This window comes from Rathayibacter sp. Leaf185 (assembly GCF_001423885.1).
GTDB lineage: Bacteria > Actinomycetota > Actinomycetes > Actinomycetales > Microbacteriaceae > Rathayibacter.
This window is the reverse complement of sequence record NZ_LMPP01000001.1, coordinates 319,155-337,709: the sequence shown is the minus strand read 5'-3', so window position 1 is coordinate 337,709 and position 18,555 is coordinate 319,155. Positions and strand designations below refer to the sequence as shown.

The following is an 18,555-nucleotide window of genomic DNA, read 5'->3' as shown; positions in this document are numbered from 1 at the left end:
GGAAGGGTCGCCCGCAGCAGCCCGACGACCAGCCTTCGAGCTCGACCTCGATCTGCCGCGCTGTCTCGATCTGCGCGCTGTCTCGATCTGCATCTCCTCTCCTCCTTCGCCGACTCCGGCTCCTGTTCCGGCTCCTGTTCTCGGTTACTGTTCCCGGTTCCGTCATCGCTTCGATCCTCGCTCCGAGCTCGCGGAGGCGCCGGGAAGCGCTTCGCCCCGTCAGAACGGCGGCGGTGGCCCTCCTCGAAACCGAGCCGGAGCGAAGACCCCGCCTCGACCGGATTCTCGTTCTCGGTCCGGACCTCGTTCTCGTCCTCTGCCCGGGTCGGGTTCTCGTTCCGGTGCTCCGTCCGGTTCTCGTTCCCCTCCTCGCTCCCGAGCGAACGGCGGCTCGGGCTCGGCCGGGAGCGTGACGTGTCGCCGGCCGGTGGGGCTCGTCCATTCCAGAACGCCTCCGGGCCGATGCCGGAGCGTCCAGGTGGTCGTGTGGCGGAGGCGGTGGTGGTGCCGGCAGAGGTGAGCGAGGTTGTCCGCGTCGGTCGCGCCGCCGTCCTGCCACTCGACGCTGTGGTCGACGTCGCTGTCCACCGCGGAGCGGACGCAGCCCGGGAAGCGGCAGGTCCCGTCGCGGTGCTGCAGGTGGCGCCGCAGATCCGCGGGCACGCGGTAGGAGTCGCGGCCGACGGACAGCACCGCCCCGGTCTCGGGGTGCGTGAGGATCCGGGTGAACGAGGGGGCGTCGGCCGCGAGCCGGCGCGCGGTCTCGGGGTCGATCGGCCCGTACCCGTCGAGGGTGCCCGGCTCCTCCGAGCGCCCGAGGAGCGTCAGCACGGGAACCGTGACCGACACGCGTGGTCGGATCCCCGCCGGGACGGACACGGTGGTGGTGCGGTGCGCATCGTCGGACGATGTCTCTCCGTCGAGGAGGAGCGCCGCCGCGACGTCGGCCCGCAACTGGCTCACAGTCCGCACCTCCTCGGGCGCCTGAGCGAGTGAGCGGGCGGCCCGATCGAGCCGGTCGAACGCGCCGTGCGCCTCCGGGGCGGGCAGGTGGAGGTGAAGCGTCGCCATCCCGTCCGCCTCCCCGCCGAGCCACACCCCTCGGCGTTCCGCGCAGCGCCGGTGACGTGCCGTCGCCGACTCCGGATGCAGCCGCTCCCGGACCGCACGCAGCCGCCGCTGCACCTGCCCGGCGGTGAACGCCGCCGCCAGCACCGCCGCCTCCTCGTCGAGGCGTCCGCGGACCGCCGCGGGGACGTCCCACGCGGCCTTGACGATCACTCGTACGTGCTCGGGAGTGCAGCGCCCCTCCCGCAGCGCTGTCAAGGTGTCGGGCAGCTCGTTCACGAGCAGCGCGCTCTCCGAGATCAGCGCCGCCGCGTCGGCCTCCGTCGTCCGCATGCCCGTCGCGATCTCCGCGACCAGCGCGCGCTGCGCCGCCTCCATCACCTCGACGTGCCTCTGCACGCTGGGATCGACGAGCGCCTCGGGCAGCGCCACCGCCGCCAGCCGCGCGAGCTCGACCAGCTCGTAGCGCTGCGCCTGCGCCCGCGACAGGAACGCGTCGACCGCGCAGGCCGCACCGACCGCCGACACGAGCGCGTCGTCGAAGCACTCGCGCACCGACACACCGCCCGGCGGCCTCGCATCCACATCCAGAAGAACCATACGAGGATGACACCACAGACCACCGACACCAGACCGTCCGGAGAGCCCGACCGGTGGACGATCCCGCGAAGCCGACCCTGTGGAGGACGACGAAGAGCTCACGCCTTCTCAGCGCACCGCCTCGAGCTCGCAGCCGTGGCCTGTACGGAGTCGGTGCCTGTCACCTCAGGTGCCTGCGGTTGCCGAGGGTCACTACACATAAGCCCGTACCGTCTCCCGGATCGTCTGAGCGTGCTCGTAGATCTCATCGAGAGTGGCGATGGCGTGCCTCGTCTCGTTCTTCTCGATGTCGAACGTCCCGAGGTACTTCTGCTTCCTGTTGAAGTGAAGTCGAGCGACAGGCTTGCGATTGTTGTCGTCGAGGATGACAGCGAAGTACGATTTCGCGTCGCGCTGAGCGATTCTGCTCACCTTGACCTCGCTGCAGGCGATCGCCTTGATGATCTGGAACCCTTCCAGTTCTTCGAGCGTCGTCTCGATATCACTCTGATCCTCGAGTTCCTCCTCGACGACGGCTTGGCTCGTGACGGCCTGCTCGGCAGCGATCGCCTCAGTCCGAGGGAAGTTGGGGCGCCGAGCGCAGTCTTGAGACGCTCGTTCACCTGCTCGTTCAGGAACTGCTTGGCCGCCTTCGAGACCAGGGCTGTGAACTGCTCTCTGACCTTCTGCGTGTATGCACCGTCGTAGACGCGGGTGGTGAAGAACTTGATCCACTCGTCGGTCGGAGCGGAGAACTGACCCCCGAGCTCGCGTTTGATCTGTCCGATGTACTTGAGCTCACCGGCCGCATTGATGATCGAGTCGAGATCGAACACCTCCTTGGTGAGCTTCAACAGCTCGGGAATGAGGGTCTCATCGATGTCCATCAGGTCGAGCACGAGGAACGGCTTCGCATCCATGCGATTCGGAGCGTCGAGGTCTGTGTAGAAGTGGTACTGCTCGCCGTTCGTGAGAATGGCGATGCGCGCGTTCGTCACGGCGAAGTAGCGGAAGAGTTGCGACGCGTGCTCGATCCGGAGCAGTTCGCTCGACTTCTTGCACTCGACCAGCATCTGGACATCGCCGTTGTGGACGATCGCATAGTCGATCTTCTCGCCCTTCTTGACCCCGACATCAGCGACGAACTCCGGGACCACCTCGAGGGGATTGAACACGTCGTAGCCGAGGATCGTCGAGATGAAGGGCATGACGAAAGCGTTCTTCGTCGCCTCCTCGGTCAGGATGATGTCCCGCTGCTGGGTGACCTTGTTCGCAAGCGCGATCAGACGTTCAGTCAATTCCACGGTGCTCCTCGTCGAGTGGGGCGAAGTAGTGAAGCCCAGTCGAATAGTCGCTGATAAGTCGGCCGAATCACGACCCCCTCCGGGTGTGCCGAGTCGCCGCGTCACACCCTCCGCGGCACCGTGAACACCGTCTCGACGCCCGGCGAGTACAGCACCGAGTCGGGTGCCCGCGCCGCCAGCCCCGGGAAGCCCGCCGCGTCGAGCAGCCCGTCGTCGAGCGCGAGCAGCGACGCGCGCTGCAGCGGCCACGGCCGGTGCAGGTTGCGGCCGTACCAGGTCGAGCCCAGGTGGCTCTCGTGGTAGGCCCAGCGCGAGGTGAGGAACGAGGCGAGCGGATCCTCCGACGCATCGGTGCCCGGCGTGGGCCGCACCACGATGCGCGATCGGGCCGCGGGGTCGCGGAGGCGGGAGGTCTCGTAGATCACGGCGCTGTGGCGGTGCTCGATGCTCATGCGCGCCCAGCGGTAGGGGAGCCCGAAGACGGCCTGCGCGGTGAGGACGGGCAGCAGGTGCGAGGCCTCGAGAGAGACGAACACCACTCCGCGGCGCCCCTGCGCGTCGACGGAGTAGAGCCGCACGTTGACCTCGGGGAAGGTGCCGAGCCACGGCACCCGCGGGCCGCCGAGGAACGCCGTCCGCGACAGGCGGAAGGGGATCAGGCCGACCCACGACGAGCCGTCGTACTCGTCGGGGCGCACTCCGCGGGGGAGGTGCGGCGCGACGAGAGACGGGTCCACGCGCCAGTGCAGGAAGGACGCCTCGGTCCAGCGCTGGCGGAGGATGCGCGGCCCGCCGAGCGCGGGCGCAGTGCGGGTCACGGGATCGACGAGGGGCACTGGATCGACGAGGGGCACCGGATCGACGGGGGTCACCGCCACATCGTGCTCCGTGCTGCTGCGAGGACACCTGGGCGGGCGCGCAACGGACTCGCCACGGCACGAGACCATAGGAGCGTGACCAGCACCACCACCCGCCGCGGCTCCACACTCCTCTGGCTCGCCATCGCCACCACCGTCCTCCTCTGGGCCTCCGCGTTCGTCGGCATCCGCATCGCCGGCGAGGACTTCGGCGCGGGCGCACTGACTCTCGGACGGATCGCCGTCGGCTCGGTCGCGCTCACGATCGTGCACCTCGTGCTCACCGCGCGCAGGCCCGCGTCGACGCGCAGGCCGCTCCCGCGAGGCCGCCTCCTCGCCCTCGTGATCGTCTGGGGCGTCGCCTGGTTCGGCCTCTACAACCTCGCTCTCAACGCCGCCGAGCGTCACGTCGACGCGGGCACGGCCGCCCTGATCGTCAACATCGCGCCGATGATCACCGCGGTGCTGGCCGGACTCCTCCTCGGCGAGGGCTTCCCGCGGCGACTGCTCGGCGGCATGCTCGTGGCGCTCATCGGAGTCGCGGTCATCGCGATCTCGACCTCCACCGGGCAGTTCGACGCGATCGGGGTGGCGCTGGCGCTCACCGCGGCCGTCCTCTACGGCGGTGCCGCGACCCTCCAGAAGCGGCTGCTCGGGCGGATCGACGCACCGACCATGACCTGGATCGGCTGCCTCGCGGCGACCGTCGCCTGCCTGCCGTTCGCGCCGGAGCTGATCGGCGACCTCGCCGCGGCCCCGCTCTCCTCCGTGCTCGCGGTCCTGTACCTCGGCGTGTTCCCGACGGCGATCGCCTTCACCACCTGGGGCTACGTGCTCGCCCGCACCAGCGCGGGGCGCACGGCGGCGACGACCTACGCCGTGCCCGCGGTCGTCGTGCTGCTCTCGTGGCTGGTGCTCGCCGAGACTCCGCCGCTCGCCGCCCTGATCGGAGGCGCGATCGCGCTCGGAGGTGTCGCGGTCGCCACTCTGCGCCGCCGGTGACCGGGGCTCCCGCACAACGCCTCGGGATACACTGTCTCGACGTTCATCCGCAGTCGGCGCCGAGCGCCAGGAAACGGTGAGGATCCCGATGACCGAGGCTCTGCAGCCGCCGCAAAACGCCCTTTCTCTCACGCCGCCGGCACCCGTGTCGGCCGTGTCGACGACATCGGCGCCGTCGATCGCGCCGAAGGTGCCCGAGCAGGCGCTGCCCGGCCTCGAGGCCAAGGTCGACGGCTACCTGAACTCGCTGCTGCAGACGGAGGCGCGCAGCCCCGAGTTCGCGGCGAAGGCCAACGACATCCGCACGATGGGCGACGCCGACATCCGCTCGGCCGCCGACTCCTCCAACCGGCTGCTCAAGACTCCGGTGCGCGCCCTGCAGGAGGGCGGCCTGAGCGAGGGCTCGAACATCGGCAGGACGCTGCTCGAGCTGCGCCGCACGGTCGAGGATCTCGACCCGTCCGAGGACAACATCCAGAAGAAGATCCTCGGCTTCATCCCCTTCGGCAACAAGATCACCGACTACTTCCGCCGCTACGAGAGCGCGCAGTCGCACCTCAACGCGATCATCCAGGCGCTGTACGACGGGCAGGACGAGCTGCGCAAGGACAACGCGGCGCTCAACCTCGAGAAGCAGAACCTGTGGGACACGATGACGCGTCTCAACGAGTACATCTACGTCGCCGAGCGGCTCGACGTGAAGCTCTCGGCGAAGATCGCCGAGCTCGACGCGACCGACCCCGATCGCGCCCGGGCGCTCCGCGAGGACGTCCTCTTCTACGCCCGTCAGAAGCACCAGGACCTGCTGACCCAGCTGGCCGTCTCGATCCAGGGCTACCTCGCGATCGACGTCGTCATCAAGAACAACGTCGAGCTCATCAAGGGGGTCGACCGCGCCACCACGACCACGGTCTCGGCCCTGCGCACCGCCGTCATCGTCGCGCAGGCGCTCGCCAACCAGCGCCTGGTGCTCGACCAGATCACGGCGCTCAACACGACGACCTCGAACATGATCGAGGCCACCTCGCGGATGCTCGCCGAGCAGTCCGCGAGCATCCAGTCGCAGGCGGCGTCGGCCACGGTCGGCCTGCCGCAGCTGCAGGCGGCGTTCGCGAACATCTACCAGACGATGGACTCGATCTCGGACTTCAAGATCAAGGCGCTCGACAGCATGGCCCAGACGGTCGGCGTACTGCAGGTCGAGACCGCGAAGGCGGGCGACTACGTCGAGCGCGCGCGCCGCAGCAACTCCGACATCGACGCGGCCTCCTCGCTCGATCTCGGTCGATAGCCGATGGGCTGGCTCTCCCGACTGTTCGGCGGCGATGAGCCCGCCGCCCCGGCGGAGACCGCGCCCGCCCTCCCGCGCGTGCCGTCGAGCGACGACATCCTCGCGGCGCTCGACCGGGTCGCGGCCGAGACGAAGGATCGTGTGCCGCCGATCGTCGCCGCCCGCATCCGGCGCGTCGATGAGACCGTGCGCGAGATGGTGCCCCGGCTCGACCGCCTCGGGGGGATGAGCCAGCAGGGGCACACGGTGGTGGCCTCCGCGACCAGCTATCTGCCGGAGGCGGTCGAGGGCTACCTCCGCCTGCCGCGCGACTTCGCCGACCGCCGCGCCGTCCACAAGGGGAAGACCTCGCTGATGATCCTCTGCGACCAGCTCGACCTCCTCGGGGCGACGCTCGACCGCATCTCCGACGCCGTCTCGCGCCAGGATGCCTCCGCGCTGATCGCCCACGGGCAGTTCCTCGCCGAGAAGTTCACGGAGTCGTCGCTGTCGCCGAGCGGGCTCGATGCGACGCCCGCGCCTGACACGCTCCAGCCCCCGAGCGCACCCGGTTCCCTCCAGCCGCCGAGGGCGTCGTGACCGCGCTCACCGCCGCGCTCGACGCGCTCGTGCTCACCGGATCCGAGGCGGGGCTCGACGCCGCCGTCGTGCGCGAGGAGGGCGGTCGGCTCTCCGCCGCCGTCGCCGAGTCGATCACGGGAGCGGGCCAGGACTGGCTCGCGCAGACCGGGACTCCGGGCGGCCTCGAGGCCTTCTTCACGGCGGCGTCCCGCGGGCGGCGCTGGCGCAGCTCGCCGACCGACCTGCTCGCGTCGCTGGTCGCGGCCGGGTCCGAGCACGCGAGCGCCTACGCCCGGGCGCTCACCGAGGTCGTCTCGGCCGCGAGCGCACTGGGCGATCCGGGCATCGGAGGCATCGCCTCCGCCTCCGCGGCCGCCGCCGCCCAGCTCGCGGCGCTGCCGGTGCAGGGTTCTCGCGGTGCTCCGATGCCGCCCTCCCCGCTCCCGACCGATCTGCCCACGGGAGTGCCCGGAGTCGACGAGATCCTCGCGCGCCTGCGCCGCACCGAGCACGAGGGGCCGCAGGACGAGGTCACCCCGCCGACCGCTGCCGCGCCTCCTGCCGCCCCGGCCGCGGAGGAGGAGCCCGAGCCGCTGCCCCCACCCGAGAAGATCGAGGACCTCCTCGCCGAGCTCGACGCGCTGATCGGGCTCGACAGGGTCAAGAGCGAGATCAAGCGGCAGACGCAGCTGCTCCGCATCGACACGCTCCGCCAGGCCGCCGGACTCACCACGCCGACGCTCACCCGCCACCTGGTCTTCACCGGCAACCCCGGCACCGGCAAGACGACCGTCGCCCGGCTCGTCTCGCGGATCTACCGCTCGCTCGGCATCCTCTCGAAGGGCGTGCTCGTCGAGGTCGACCGCTCCGAGCTCGTCGCCGGCTACCTCGGCCAGACCTCGATGAAGACCGCCGAGGTCATCGCGAAGGCCCGCGGCGGCGTCCTCTTCATCGACGAGGCCTACGCCCTCGCGCTCGACCAGTACGGCGCGGAGGCGATCACCACGCTGGTCAAGGACATGGAGGACCACCGCGGCGACCTGGTCGTGATCGTGGCCGGCTACTCCGGACCCATGCAGGGCTTCCTCGACACGAACCCGGGTCTCGCGAGCCGCTTCTCGACCACGATCGACTTCGCCGACTACTCCGACGACGAGCTGTCGGCGATCTTCGCGCGCCTCGCCTCCTCGGCCGATTTCGAGCCGACCGAGGAGGCGCTCGCCGCGTTCGCCGAGCTCGCCGCGGCCCAGCAGCGCACGGAGGCGTTCGGCAACGGGCGCTGGGTGCGCAACGTGCTCGACGCCTCCATCGCCCGGCACGCCTGGCGGCTGCGCGACACCGAGGAGCCGACGCTCGACGAGCTGCGGATCCTCGTGCCGGAGGACGTCGTGGAAGCAGAGGCTGCACCCATGGAGGAGAACAGATGAGCATCGCCACCGCGCCGCCGGCACCCGCGCCGGCGCCCGCACCCCCCGCGAAGCCGACCCTGCTCGCCCGGGCGACCTCGACCACTCCGCGCACCCTCCGCCTCCTGCTCGTGCTGACCGCCGTCGCGGCGGTGCTGTTCGGGGTCTTCGCCCAGCAGGCGGGGGCGCTGCAGGCGCGCGCCGCAGCCGAGGCCCGAGAGCAGTCGACGCAGATCGTCGGCGTGCAGAACGTGCGCAACACCCTGGTCGGCGCGAACGCGATCGCGGCCAACACGTTCCTCGTCGGCGGCCTCGAGCCGGCCGATCAGCGCGCCGAGTTCACCGGCGACCTCCAGGTCGCGGCCTCGCAGCTGTCGACGCTCGCGGCCGCCGAGCCCCGCGACGCCGAAGCCCTCGCCGCCGTCGCGCGCGACCTGACGACCTACAGCGGCCTGATCGAGCAGGCCCGAGCGAACAACCGGCAGGGCTTCCCGGTCGGCTCGGCGTACCTCGATCAGGCGTCCACCGTGCTCACCGCCGAGGACGGCGTGCTCGACGACCTGAACGATCTCGTCGCCACCGGTGCCGACCGCGTCGCGAGCGCCTACGACACCGTGCGCTGGAGCACGCTGCTGCTCGTCGGCTCGCTCGCGATGCTGCTGCTGATGGTCGGCGCGCAGATCTGGCTCGCCCGCCGCACGCACCGCTACCTCAACCGCTCGCTCGCGACGGCCACCGTGCTGCTGCTCGTGCTCGGCATCGCCGGCGGAGTCGTGTTCGGCACGACCGCCTCGAACGCCGCCTCGGTGCGCAGCGACTCCTACCGCGCGACGCTCGCCGTCTCGCAGGCCCTCACCGCGGCCACGGACGCGAAGTCGCTCGAGAGCTTCACCCTGATCAAGCGCGGCTCGGGGGCGGCGCTCGAGGCGCAGTTCCAGGAGGCGGCCGGGGAGGCGCGGGAGAAGCTGCAGGACGGGGTGGACGCGGGGATCGTGGACGGCTCGCTCGTGAGCGAGCTGGATGCGTGGCTCGCGCTGCACGACGGCATCCGCGCGGCCGATGACGGCGGGCTGTGGGACGACGCTGTCGAGCTGGCCGTGGCCACCGAGCCCGGCTCAGCGAACGCCGCGTTCTCGGCCTTCTCGACGGATGCCGGGGACGCCGTGGAGGACGACGCCGCGATCACCCGCGCCACTCTCGGCACCTGGGGCGCGATCTCGTCGATCGCCTCGTGGATCCTGCTGGCCGCCGGCCTCGTGGGGGCCGGTCTCGCCTGGCGCGGGGTCTCGCAGCGACTGGAGGAGTACCGATGAACCGTCTGCGCACCGCCGCCGCCGCCCTGGTGCTGGCCGCCACCCTCGCCGTCTCCGGCTGCACGACAGGTGCCGACGACCTCGGCACGGTCGTCGGGACCGCGACTCCGACCGCGGCACCCACGGCCACTGCGAGCGCCGCGCCCGCGGCGACCGAGTGCTCGCCGTCGGCTGTCACCTCCTACGCCCCCACCGGAGTGACCGACAGCGCGCGGCTCGCCGAGATCCGCACCAACGGCACCCTCAAAGTCGGCGTCTCGGCCGACACGCTGCTGATGAGCTCGCGCAACCCGCTCACCGGCGCGATCGAGGGCTTCGACATCGACATCGCCCGCGAGATGGCCCGCGCGATCCTCGGGAACCCCGACGCGATCACCTTCGTCGTGATCACCTCCGCTCAGCGCCTGCCTGCCCTGACCGGCGGAGACGGGGCGCCGCAGGTCGACATGGTCGCCCGCACGCTCACGATGACCTGCGACCGCTGGAGCAGCATCGCGTTCTCGTCCGAGTACTACGACGCGGGGCTGAAGGTCCTGGTGTCCGAGGACAACGCAGCGACGAGCATCGACGGTCTGGCCGATCAGAAGGTCTGCGCCCCGCGCAGCACCACCACGCTCAGCCGGCTCGAGAGCGACTACCCCGATGTCGAGGCGGTCGCCGCCGACACCCACACCCAGTGCCTCGCGCAGTTCCAGGAGGGGACCGTCGACGCGATCGCGGGCGACGACACGATCCTCGCCGGCTTCGTCGCGCAGGACCCGTACGCGAAGGTGATCGGCGGTCAGCTGAGCTCCGAGCCGTACGGGCTGGGCATGCCCGCCGGCGACCCCGACTACGTGCGCTTCGTGAACGCCGCACTCGAGAGCCTCCGCACCGACGGCCGCTGGCAGAGCATCTACGACCGCTGGCTCGGCGAGCTCGGGGCGGCATCGCCTCCCGCGGCGACCTACGGGCGATGAGCATCACGGGAACCGCGGAGGGGAGCCCGGTCGCTCCGGGGCGCCTCGGCGAGGCCGTGCCGCAGCGCGAGCTGTTCGAGTACCTCGCCGCTCTCGGGCGCTGGCTCGAGCGCACCACCCGCGAGCTCTCGCGCCTGGACGCGGCCGCTCTCGCCTCGCCTCAGGCCGACAGCTACACCTCCGACGTGGTGCTCGCGCAGTCGCTGCGCGAGTCGGTCACCCGCCGCCTCGCCGAGCTCGAGCTGGTCTGGGACTCGGGGCGGGTCGACGTCGTCGCCCGCGAGCGGATGTCGCAGCTGATCTGGGGGCGGCTCGACTCCACCGGCTCGGGCGCCAGTGCCGCGGTCTCGCTCGTCGAGGCCGTGCGGCTCTGCGACGCGGTCGTCGGGCAGCTGAAGTCGCGGCTCGAGCTCGACCCCAGCGGCACCGATGTCGCGGGGCGGATCGTCGGCGTGCGCGCCGAGATCGAGCGCTGCCGCGACCTCACCCGCGACAACCGCGGAACCGTCGACCAGGACGCCGCGCAGCGTGTCGCCGTGCTGCGCTCGCGCCTCGACGCGCTGGCCGAGAAGGCGGGCCGGGGAGCCGACGTGTCGGGCCCGCTCGGGCAGCTCGAGAGCGACTCCGCCCGTCTCGAGCGCGACCTGATCATCGCCGCCTCCGAGCGCCGTGGTCTCGACCGCGACCGTCGCCGGGCCGTCGAGCTGGCGGAGGCGGCGGAGCGTCGCGAGGCGCCGTTGCGCGAACTCGTGGCCCGCTGCCGCCGCGAGATCGCCGACCCGCCCCGGCTCGCGGTGCCCGACGTCTCGCGGCTCGGCGATCCGCCGTCGAACCGGCAGGCGCTCGACGCGCACCTCGCCCGCCTCACCGCGGTGAGCCGCGCCTTCGACGCGGTCGAGGCCGCGTACACCTCGCCGCTGCGAGAGCGGGCCGCCCTCGGGTTCCGCCTCCGCGCTCTTCGCGAGCGGGCCGTCGCGAACGGCCGCGCCGTCTCCGCGGTCGGGATCGCCGCCGAGGAGGAGGTGCGCGCCGCCCTCGACGCCGTGCCCTGCCCGGTGCCGCTCGCCCGCCACCTCGTCGAGCAGTACGACGTCGTCACCCGCGATCTGCCGAGCACCCCCCACCGGAAGGCCACCCCATGAACGGCTCACCCTGCACCTCGACCCCGGGCTGCACCGGAGTCATCGAGGACGGCTACTGCAACGTCTGCGGGCTGCCGCCCGAGACGGCGGCTGCGGTATCGGCGCCCACCGCGCGGGGAGCCGCCCCCGCGACCGCGTCGGCCGCGTTCGGCACCGGCTTCGTCGAGGGCACGCCCGACGCCTCCGCCGCCCCGGATGCCGAGGAGGCGGCGACCGCGCGGAGCGGACGCACCTCCTCGGCCCGCCTCGCGACCGCCGCGCTCGGCTCGGCGCGCACCGCGCAGACCGGCTCGAAGGTGACGCGACGGGTCGGCACGACGTCGACCCGCCTCCGCGGACCGCGCCTGGGCGCCGGACTCACGACCGTGCCCTCGCGCCCCGCCGCCGACCCGATGGCCGCGCTGATGACGGAGGCGGTGCTCCCCGAGCGCAAGCGCTTCTGCTCGAACTGCGGCACCGCGGTCGGCCGTGGCCGCGACGGCAAGGCCGGCCGCACCGAGGGCTTCTGCCCCAACTGCCGCACGCCGTTCTCGTTCACCCCGCAGCTGAAGCAGGGCGACGTCGTCGGCGGCCAGTACGAGGTCGCGGGCTGCCTCGCCTACGGCGGGCTCGGCTGGATCTACCTCGCCCGCGACCAGAACGTCTCGGGGCGCTTCGTCGTGCTCAAGGGCCTGCTCAACTCCGGCGACCCCGACGCGTACGCCGCGGCGATCACCGAGCGGCAGTTCCTCGCCGAGGTCGAGCACCCGCTGATCGTCGAGATCTACAACTTCGTGATGCACGACGGCGCCGGCTACATCGTGATGGAGTACGTCGGCGGCCCGAGCCTCAAGCAGATCCTGAAGGAGCGGCTCGACGCCAACGGGGGATCGGCCGACCCGCTGCCCGTCGACCAGGCGCTGGCGTTCGTGCTCGAGGTCATGCCCGCGTTCGCGTACCTGCACGACCACGGGATGCTCTACTGCGACTTCAAGCCCGACAACATGATCCAGGTCGGCGACCAGGTGAAGCTGATCGACCTCGGTGGCGTGCGCCGGATGGACGACGACGAGTCGGCCATCTACGGCACCGTCGGCTACCAGGCTCCGGAGGTGCCCGAGGTCGGTCCGTCCATCGCCTCGGACGTGTACACGATCGGGCGCACCATCGCATCGCTCGTGCTCGACTTCCGCGGCAACCAGACCACCTACGTGGCCTCGCTGCCGCCCGTGTCCGAGACGCCGCTGTTCCAGCGATACGACTCCTTCTACCGCCTGATCGCCAAGGCCTGCGCGCCCGATCCGCAGGACCGCTTCGCCACCGTCGACGAGATGCGCGGGCAGCTGCTCGGCGTGCTGCGCGAGGTCGTCGCGACCGACCGCGGACCGGGTCATCCCGCACTGCACTCCACCGAGTCGGCGCTGTTCGAGGCGCCCGTGGCCGACGTCGTCGACCGGCCGCTGCCGTGGGACGCGCTGCCGCTGCTGAAGATCGACGAGTCGGATGCGGCGAAGGCGTGGCTGGCCGGCGTCAACGTGGCCGACCCGATCGTCCGTCTCCGCGCCCTCGCGCTGGCGCCGACGGTGACCGTCGAGGTGAGGCTGTCGCGCGCCCGCGCGGCGATCGAGGCCGAGCGCTGGGACGAGGTCTCCCGCGCGACCGGCGAGATCCTCACCGAGGACCCGTGGGAGTGGCGGGCCGTCTGGATGAGCGGGCTCGCGCAGCTGGCGCGGGGCGACTCCGTCGGCGCCCGCGCCTCGTTCAACACCGTCTACGGCCAGGTGCCCGGCGAGCTCGCGCCCAAGCTGGCGCTCGCCGCGGCCTGCGAGTCGAGCGGCGAGCCCGAGGTGGCGGAGTCGCTCTACGTGATCTGCGCCCGAGCGGACGCGAACTACACGGCGCCGGCCGCCTTCGGCCTCGCCCGCGTGCGGCAGCACCGCGCCGACCTCGACGGGGCGCTCGATGCCCTCGACATCGTCACGCCCACGCGCTCGTCCTACGTCGACGCCCGCCGCCGCCGTGCGGAGCTGCTGGCGGGATCGGGGCGCGGGCTCCCGTCGCTCTCGGCGGCCCTGTCGAGCATCGACTCCGTCGCGATCGACCAGCGCGCCCGCCTCGAGCTGACGACGGGCGTGCTCGAGTCGGCGCTCGAGCTCGTCCGCCGCGACGGGCCCGCCGAGGGCGCGATGCTGGGCGGAGTCGAGGCCAACGAGGCCGCGATCCGGGACGGCCTCGAGGCGTCGTACCGGGCGCTCGCGAGCGCGACCCGCGAGAAGGAGGAGCGGCTGCGCCTCGTCGACCGCGCCAATGACATCCGCCGCTGGACCCTGACGTGAGCGGCGAGCTCGCGACCGCCTGCCCGGTCTGCGGCGAGCCGGTGAGCGCCGGGGACGCCTTCTGCGAGGCCTGCGGCAGCACGCTGATCGTGCGGGCGGCCGAGCCGTCGGCAGCCGAGCCCACCCCGTGCGTGTACTGCGGGGGAGCGGTGGCCGACGACGGCTACTGCGAGCAGTGCGGGCAGCGGGCGCCGACCCAGCGCGAGCACTGGTCCGAGGCGCCGCACCCGCTGGTCGGCGGCGTCTGCGACCGCGGCATCCGCCACGCGGCGAACGAAGACGCGATGGCGCTCGGGGCGGTGGCCACCGACGGCGCTCTGCGTACCGCCCTGCTGGTGGTCTGCGACGGCGTCTCGTCGACCCCCGACTCCGACCGCGCCTCCCTCGCGGCGGCCCGTGCCGCCCTCAGCGCTCTGCAGGCCGAGGTCGCCGAGGAGGCGCGCGGAGCCGACCGCTGGGGCGCGCTGCTGCAGATGGCGGTGGCGCGCGCCTCCGGAGCGATCGACGCCGCAGTGCCCGAGAAGCGGGCGAACCCGCCGTCGTGCACCTTCACCGCGGCGATCCTCGACGGCGCCCTGCTGGTCACCGGCAATGTGGGCGACAGCCGCAGCTACTGGATCCCCGACGCGGGCGAGGCCCGCCAGCTGACCGTCGACGACTCGTGGGCGCAGGAGCAGATCGCCTCGGGCACGAGCCGCGAGCAGGCGGAGTCGGCACCCGATGCGCACGCGATCACCAAGTGGCTGGGGGCCGATGCGCACGACGAGTCGCCGACCATCGCCTCCGTCGTGCTCGACGAGCCGGGCTGGGTGCTCGCGTGCTCGGACGGGCTGTGGAACTACGCGTCGCCCGCCGACGATCTGGCGCGAGTGCTGCACGACGCGCTCGCCCGGGTCGGCAGCGACCCGGTGACGCTGGCGGAGGCGCTGGTCGCCTGGGCGAACGAGCGCGGCGGACACGACAACATCACGGCGGCGCTGGCCCGCTTCGAGCCGGATGTGTCCAGCCCGGAGGGTTCGAGCTAGACGAATCCGCGGGTGTCGGGGGAGGTGGGCCGCTTACAGTCGACCCCATGAGCATCGCCGAGCCCCGCACCTCCCCGTCCACGGACGGCCTCGCCGTCGTCGGCCACTGGATCGATGGGGCGCTGTCGGCGTCGTCGTCGGGCCGGACGTCGCCGGTCTACGACCCGGCGCTGGGCGTCGTGACGAAGGAGGTCGCGCTCGCGAACCAGGCCGAGATCGATGCGGCCGTCGCGTCCGCCAAGGCCGCGTTCCCGGCGTGGCGGGACACGTCGCTGGCGAAGCGTCAGCAGATCGTGTTCAGGTTCCGGGAGCTGCTGGAGGCGAAGAAGCTGGAGCTGGCCGAGATCATAAGCTGGAGCTGGCCGAGATCATAGCCCTGCGCGACGACGCTCGCAAGGCCGCGTTCCCGGCGTGGCGGGACACGTCGCTGGCGAAGCGTCAGCAGATCGTGTTCAGGTTCCGGGAGCTGCTGGAGGCGAAGAAGCTGGAGCTGGCCGAGATCATCACCTCCGAGCACGGCAAGGTCGTGTCCGACGCTCTGGGCGAGATCACCCGAGGGCAGGAGGTGGTGGAGTTCGCGACCGGGCTGGCGCACCACTTGAAGGGCGAGTACTCCGAGCAGGTCTCGACCGGCGTCGACGTGTACTCGACCAAGCAGCCGCTGGGAGTCGTGGGGATCATCAGCCCGTTCAATTTCCCGGCGATGGTGCCGATGTGTTCCCGGCGATGGTGCCGATGTGCCCGGGCTGGCGCACCACTTGAAGGGCGAGTACTCCGAGCAGGTCTCGACCGGCGTCGACGTGTACTCGACCAAGCAGCCGCTGGGAGTCGTGGGGATCATCAGCCCGTTCAATTTCCCGGCGATGGTGCCGATGTGGTTCTTCCCGATCGCGATCGCGGCGGGCAACAGCGTGGTGGTGAAGCCGTCCGAGAAGGATCCGTCCGCCGCGATCTGGCTGGGTGCCCTGTGGAAGGAGGCGGGCCTGCCCGACGGCGTCTTCACGGTGCTGAACGGTGACAAGGTCGCGGTCGACGGGCTGCTCGAGCACCCGGATGTGAAGTCGATCTCGTTCGTCGGGTCGACGCCCATCGCGCAGTACGTGTACGAGACGGGGACGAAGCACGGCAAGCGCGTGCAGGCGCTGGGTGGTGCGAAGAACCACATGCTGGTGCTGCCGGACGCCGATCTCGACCTCGTTGCGGACTCCGCCATCAACGCCGGTTTCGGCTCGGCGGGGGAGCGGTGCATGGCCATCTCGGTGGTCGTCGCGGTGGAGCCCGTCGCGGACGAGCTCATCACGAAGATCCAGGAGCGCGCCTCGAAGCTGCGCATCGGCGACGGACGCCGTGGCTGCGACATGGGGCCGCTAGTGACGCAGGTGCACCGCGACAAGGTCGCGTCGTACATCGCCATCGCGGAGGAGGACGGAGCGAAGGTCGTCATCGATGGTCGCGGGATCGAGGTCGACGGGGATCCGAACGGGTTCTGGCTGGGGCCGACGCTCATCGATGACGTGCCGATCACGTCGAAGGTGTACACCGAGGAGATCTTCGGACCGGTGCTCTCGATCGTGCGCGTGCAGTCCTACGAGGAGGGCGTGGCGTTGATCAACAACGGTGCGTTCGGGAACGGGACGGCGATCTTCACTAACGACGGAGGCGCGGCCCGCCGGTTCCAGAACGAGGTCGAGGTCGGGATGATCGGCATCAACGTGCCCATCCCGGTCCCGGTCGCGACGTTCTCGTTCGGCGGCTGGAAGTCGTCCCTGTTCGGCGACACGAAAGCCCACGGCGCCGAGGGCGTGCGCTTCTTCACCCAGCAGAAGGCCATCACGTCCCGATGGCTCGACCCCAGCCACGGCGGCATCAACCTCGGCTTCCCGCAGAACTCCTAGGCCTCTCTCCTCGCTGCGCTCGTCGATCGGCCGCAGTCGGCTCGGCGAGGTGGCCGGGTTCCGCAGAGCGTCTCGCGTCCGCGCACGACGATCCGCTAGGACGCGGATCGCCGGTTGCGCTCGGCCCTGAGAAGGACGTCCGGCGGGCAGACCGAGAGGCCTGCTCGCCTGCCCGCTGGTCGAGTAGCCGCCGCGGGCGGTGTATCGAGACCCACCGTCGTCGGGGGCGGGGCGCAGAGGCGCTGATCGATCAGTGGTCCGGGAGGAAGGCCATCGCGGTCCAGAGCTCGGTGCGCGCGCCGAAATCGTCGAGATCGATGCTGAGCGCCCGCTCCACCGCGGTGATGCGGTTGCGGAGGGTGTGGCGGTGCACGCCGAGCTCGCGGGCGGCCGGGTCCCAGGCGCCGTTGCGGCGGAGCCAGACGCGGGCCGACTCGAGCAGGAGAGCGCCGTCGCGGGTCAGGAGCGGCTCGAGCATCCGCCGGGCGAGCGGCTCGGCTCCGGACGCGGCGAGCAGGCCGAGCATGCCCTGCTCGGCCACGTCTTCGAAGCGCAGCAGCGGCCGGTCGGGGGTGGCGCGCTCGGCCGCGCGACGCGCCTCCGCGAGACCCCGATCGAGCTCGGCCCAGGCGATCGGGGCGGAGGCGCCGGCGGTCGCGCCGTGACGCTCGAGCACACCCGCGATCAGGTCGAGGTCGTCGGCGCCGGTGACGACCACGAGGGCGTCGTCGCGCTCGGCGAAGAAGAGGCGCGCGCCGTTCTCCTCGGCGAACACCTCGAGCTCGTCGAGCAGCGAGTCACCGCGGACGGGCTCGCTCAGGACGCTGACCCGCACTGGCTCGGCGGGCAGGGTGCCCCAGAGCTGCCGCGCCGTGCGGGCGGCGACGTCGAACGCGCCCGCGGCGAGCAGCTCGAGCAGACCCGAGCGCAGCTGCCGGCGCGAGGTGTCGAGCGCCCGGCGCTGCTCGAGGGCGATGCTCGCGAGCCCGATCACGCTCGCGACCAGATCGTTGCCGGCCGGGTCGAGCGGAGTCCCGGTGCCGACCGCGAGCACCCCGCGCAGATGGTCGCGCTGCCCCAGGGTCTGCAGGGTGACCCCGCCGCCGTCGTCGAGGCGGAGGCCCGCCCGGCTGCCGCGGGAGAGCGCGTGACGCACGGCCGCGGCGACCGAGGCCTCGGCCGCCTCCGGGACGTCGAGCCGCGTCGGCAGGTGCACGCGCTGCCCGACCGCGTCGTAGAGCGCGACCCAGCAGTCGAGCTGGCGCTCCAGCTCCGAGAGGATCGCGGCGAGCCCGTCGGGGCGCAGTGCCGCCCTGGCGACGCGCCGCTGCGCCTCCAGCGACCACTCGAGCCGCTCGCGCTGCTCGCGCGAGATGACGTCGGCGACGAAGCGGATGATGCCCATGAAGGGGGTGCGCTCGGCCACCTCGAGCAGGGGCAGCCCCTGCCGTTCGCAGGCCGCGACGAGGCGGGCCGGCACCTGGTCGTGCACGATCTCGGTCGCGAAGCCGAGCGCACGGATGCCGCGGCCGCGCAGGCGCGCGACGTACGCCTCCGAGAACTCGGCAGCATCGTCGCCGGTGAAGTGCACCCCGTCGGTCAGCAGCAGCTGCCCCGATTCGAGCCACGGAGTCGGGTCGACGAGGTCGGAGGAGTGAGCCCAGACCAGCGGCGCGTCGAGCGCGGCCTCGTCGTGCACGCCGGCGAGGATCCGGAGCCGGAACGCCGGCTCGGCGAGCAGATCGCGGACGGTCGCGGGCATGGGCAGCACTCCAGTCGTGACGGTGTGTCCATCGTAGAGCTGCACACTAGACGGATCCGGCAGCCACAGCATCGAC

At 71.8% G+C, this 18,555-nt stretch carries 16 protein-coding genes and 1 pseudogene; 12 read left to right on the top strand and 5 right to left on the bottom strand.

Going from position 1 to position 18,555, the window contains the following annotated elements; genetic code table 11:
- Nucleotides 1-219: 219 nt before the first annotated feature.
- The 4 genes from ASG06_RS01715 to ASG06_RS01705 form a co-directional block, all read right to left on the bottom strand.
- Nucleotides 220-1,668: an HNH endonuclease signature motif containing protein gene (locus tag ASG06_RS01715; protein WP_082498865.1), complete on the bottom strand. Its 1,449-nt coding sequence runs from the start codon at nucleotides 1,666-1,668 to the stop codon at nucleotides 220-222.
- A gap of 192 nt (nucleotides 1,669-1,860) precedes the next feature.
- A complete protein-coding gene (locus tag ASG06_RS20665; RefSeq protein WP_231727583.1) occupies nucleotides 1,861-2,079 on the bottom strand; it encodes a hypothetical protein in 219 nt (72 codons plus the stop codon).
- Complete coding sequence (locus ASG06_RS01710) at nucleotides 2,076-2,951, bottom strand: type I restriction endonuclease (RefSeq protein ID WP_231727582.1); 876 nt, start codon at nucleotides 2,949-2,951, stop codon at nucleotides 2,076-2,078. The genes ASG06_RS20665 and ASG06_RS01710 overlap by 4 nt, the downstream gene beginning before the upstream one ends.
- Nucleotides 2,952-3,052: 101 nt before the next feature.
- A complete protein-coding gene (locus tag ASG06_RS01705) occupies nucleotides 3,053-3,823 on the bottom strand; it encodes a YqjF family protein (RefSeq protein ID WP_231727581.1) in 771 nt (256 codons plus the stop codon).
- 81 nt (nucleotides 3,824-3,904) lie between these two features.
- Here ASG06_RS01705 and ASG06_RS01700 point away from each other — a divergent pair, with 81 nt between their 5' ends.
- From ASG06_RS01700 to mmsA, 12 genes and pseudogenes are all read left to right on the top strand, one after another.
- On the top strand, nucleotides 3,905-4,810 hold the full coding sequence (locus tag ASG06_RS01700; protein WP_056037637.1) for a DMT family transporter: 906 nt from the start codon (nucleotides 3,905-3,907) through the stop codon (nucleotides 4,808-4,810).
- 88 nt (nucleotides 4,811-4,898) lie between these two features.
- Entirely contained in the window at nucleotides 4,899-6,101 is a 1,203-nt protein-coding gene (locus ASG06_RS01695; RefSeq protein WP_056037634.1) for a toxic anion resistance protein, read from the top strand.
- 3 nt (nucleotides 6,102-6,104) lie between these two features.
- Complete coding sequence (locus ASG06_RS01690) at nucleotides 6,105-6,680, top strand: hypothetical protein (protein ID WP_082498863.1); 576 nt, start codon at nucleotides 6,105-6,107, stop codon at nucleotides 6,678-6,680.
- Nucleotides 6,677-8,089, top strand: coding sequence for an AAA family ATPase (locus ASG06_RS01685; protein WP_056037631.1), 1,413 nt, complete (start codon nucleotides 6,677-6,679; stop codon nucleotides 8,087-8,089). Before ASG06_RS01690 ends, ASG06_RS01685 begins: the two co-directional genes overlap by 4 nt.
- Nucleotides 8,086-9,381: a hypothetical protein gene (locus ASG06_RS01680; protein WP_056037628.1), complete on the top strand. Its 1,296-nt coding sequence runs from the start codon at nucleotides 8,086-8,088 to the stop codon at nucleotides 9,379-9,381. The genes ASG06_RS01685 and ASG06_RS01680 overlap by 4 nt, the downstream gene beginning before the upstream one ends.
- Entirely contained in the window at nucleotides 9,378-10,340 is a 963-nt protein-coding gene (locus ASG06_RS01675) for a glutamate ABC transporter substrate-binding protein (RefSeq protein WP_056037625.1), read from the top strand. The genes ASG06_RS01680 and ASG06_RS01675 overlap by 4 nt, the downstream gene beginning before the upstream one ends.
- Nucleotides 10,337-11,482, top strand: a complete 1,146-nt coding sequence (locus ASG06_RS01670; protein ID WP_056037623.1) for a hypothetical protein — start codon at nucleotides 10,337-10,339, stop codon at nucleotides 11,480-11,482. The genes ASG06_RS01675 and ASG06_RS01670 overlap by 4 nt, the downstream gene beginning before the upstream one ends.
- On the top strand, nucleotides 11,479-13,797 hold the full coding sequence (locus ASG06_RS01665) for a serine/threonine-protein kinase (RefSeq protein WP_056037620.1): 2,319 nt from the start codon (nucleotides 11,479-11,481) through the stop codon (nucleotides 13,795-13,797). The genes ASG06_RS01670 and ASG06_RS01665 overlap by 4 nt, the downstream gene beginning before the upstream one ends.
- Nucleotides 13,794-14,822 (top strand): PP2C family serine/threonine-protein phosphatase, encoded by a 1,029-nt coding sequence (locus ASG06_RS01660; protein WP_056037617.1) that lies wholly within the window; start codon nucleotides 13,794-13,796, stop codon nucleotides 14,820-14,822. Before ASG06_RS01665 ends, ASG06_RS01660 begins: the two co-directional genes overlap by 4 nt.
- A 47-nt stretch (nucleotides 14,823-14,869) precedes the next feature.
- The gene (locus tag ASG06_RS01655) at nucleotides 14,870-15,196 is read left to right on the top strand and encodes an aldehyde dehydrogenase family protein (RefSeq protein ID WP_056074124.1); all 327 of its coding nucleotides are present in this window, start codon (nucleotides 14,870-14,872) and stop codon (nucleotides 15,194-15,196) included.
- Nucleotides 15,197-15,219: 23 nt separating this feature from the next.
- Nucleotides 15,220-15,537: pseudogene (locus ASG06_RS19365) on the top strand (aldehyde dehydrogenase family protein); the annotation flags it as partial.
- A gap of 22 nt (nucleotides 15,538-15,559) precedes the next feature.
- Complete coding sequence (gene mmsA, locus ASG06_RS01645) at nucleotides 15,560-16,717, top strand: CoA-acylating methylmalonate-semialdehyde dehydrogenase (RefSeq protein WP_231727580.1); 1,158 nt, start codon at nucleotides 15,560-15,562, stop codon at nucleotides 16,715-16,717.
- 250 nt (nucleotides 16,718-16,967) lie between these two features.
- Here mmsA and ASG06_RS01640 read toward each other — a convergent pair whose 3' ends face one another.
- Nucleotides 16,968-18,479: a PucR family transcriptional regulator gene (locus ASG06_RS01640; protein WP_056037614.1), complete on the bottom strand. Its 1,512-nt coding sequence runs from the start codon at nucleotides 18,477-18,479 to the stop codon at nucleotides 16,968-16,970.
- Nucleotides 18,480-18,555 lie beyond the last annotated feature (76 nt).

Excerpts from the sequence above, each read along its gene's own strand:
- ASG06_RS01665 (WP_056037620.1), top strand. The coding sequence starts at position 11,479 with ATGAACGGCTCACCCTGCACCTCGACCCCGGGCTGCACCGGAGTCATC.
- ASG06_RS01715 (WP_082498865.1), bottom strand. The coding sequence starts at position 1,668 with ATGGTTCTTCTGGATGTGGATGCGAGGCCGCCGGGCGGTGTGTCGGTG.
- ASG06_RS01640 (WP_056037614.1), bottom strand. The coding sequence starts at position 18,479 with ATGCCCGCGACCGTCCGCGATCTGCTCGCCGAGCCGGCGTTCCGGCTC.
- ASG06_RS01655 (WP_056074124.1), top strand. The coding sequence starts at position 14,870 with ATGAGCATCGCCGAGCCCCGCACCTCCCCGTCCACGGACGGCCTCGCC.
- ASG06_RS01670 (WP_056037623.1), top strand. The coding sequence starts at position 10,337 with ATGAGCATCACGGGAACCGCGGAGGGGAGCCCGGTCGCTCCGGGGCGC.
- ASG06_RS01690 (WP_082498863.1), top strand. The coding sequence starts at position 6,105 with ATGGGCTGGCTCTCCCGACTGTTCGGCGGCGATGAGCCCGCCGCCCCG.
- ASG06_RS01675 (WP_056037625.1), top strand. The coding sequence starts at position 9,378 with ATGAACCGTCTGCGCACCGCCGCCGCCGCCCTGGTGCTGGCCGCCACC.
- ASG06_RS01680 (WP_056037628.1), top strand. The coding sequence starts at position 8,086 with ATGAGCATCGCCACCGCGCCGCCGGCACCCGCGCCGGCGCCCGCACCC.
- ASG06_RS01695 (WP_056037634.1), top strand. The coding sequence starts at position 4,899 with ATGACCGAGGCTCTGCAGCCGCCGCAAAACGCCCTTTCTCTCACGCCG.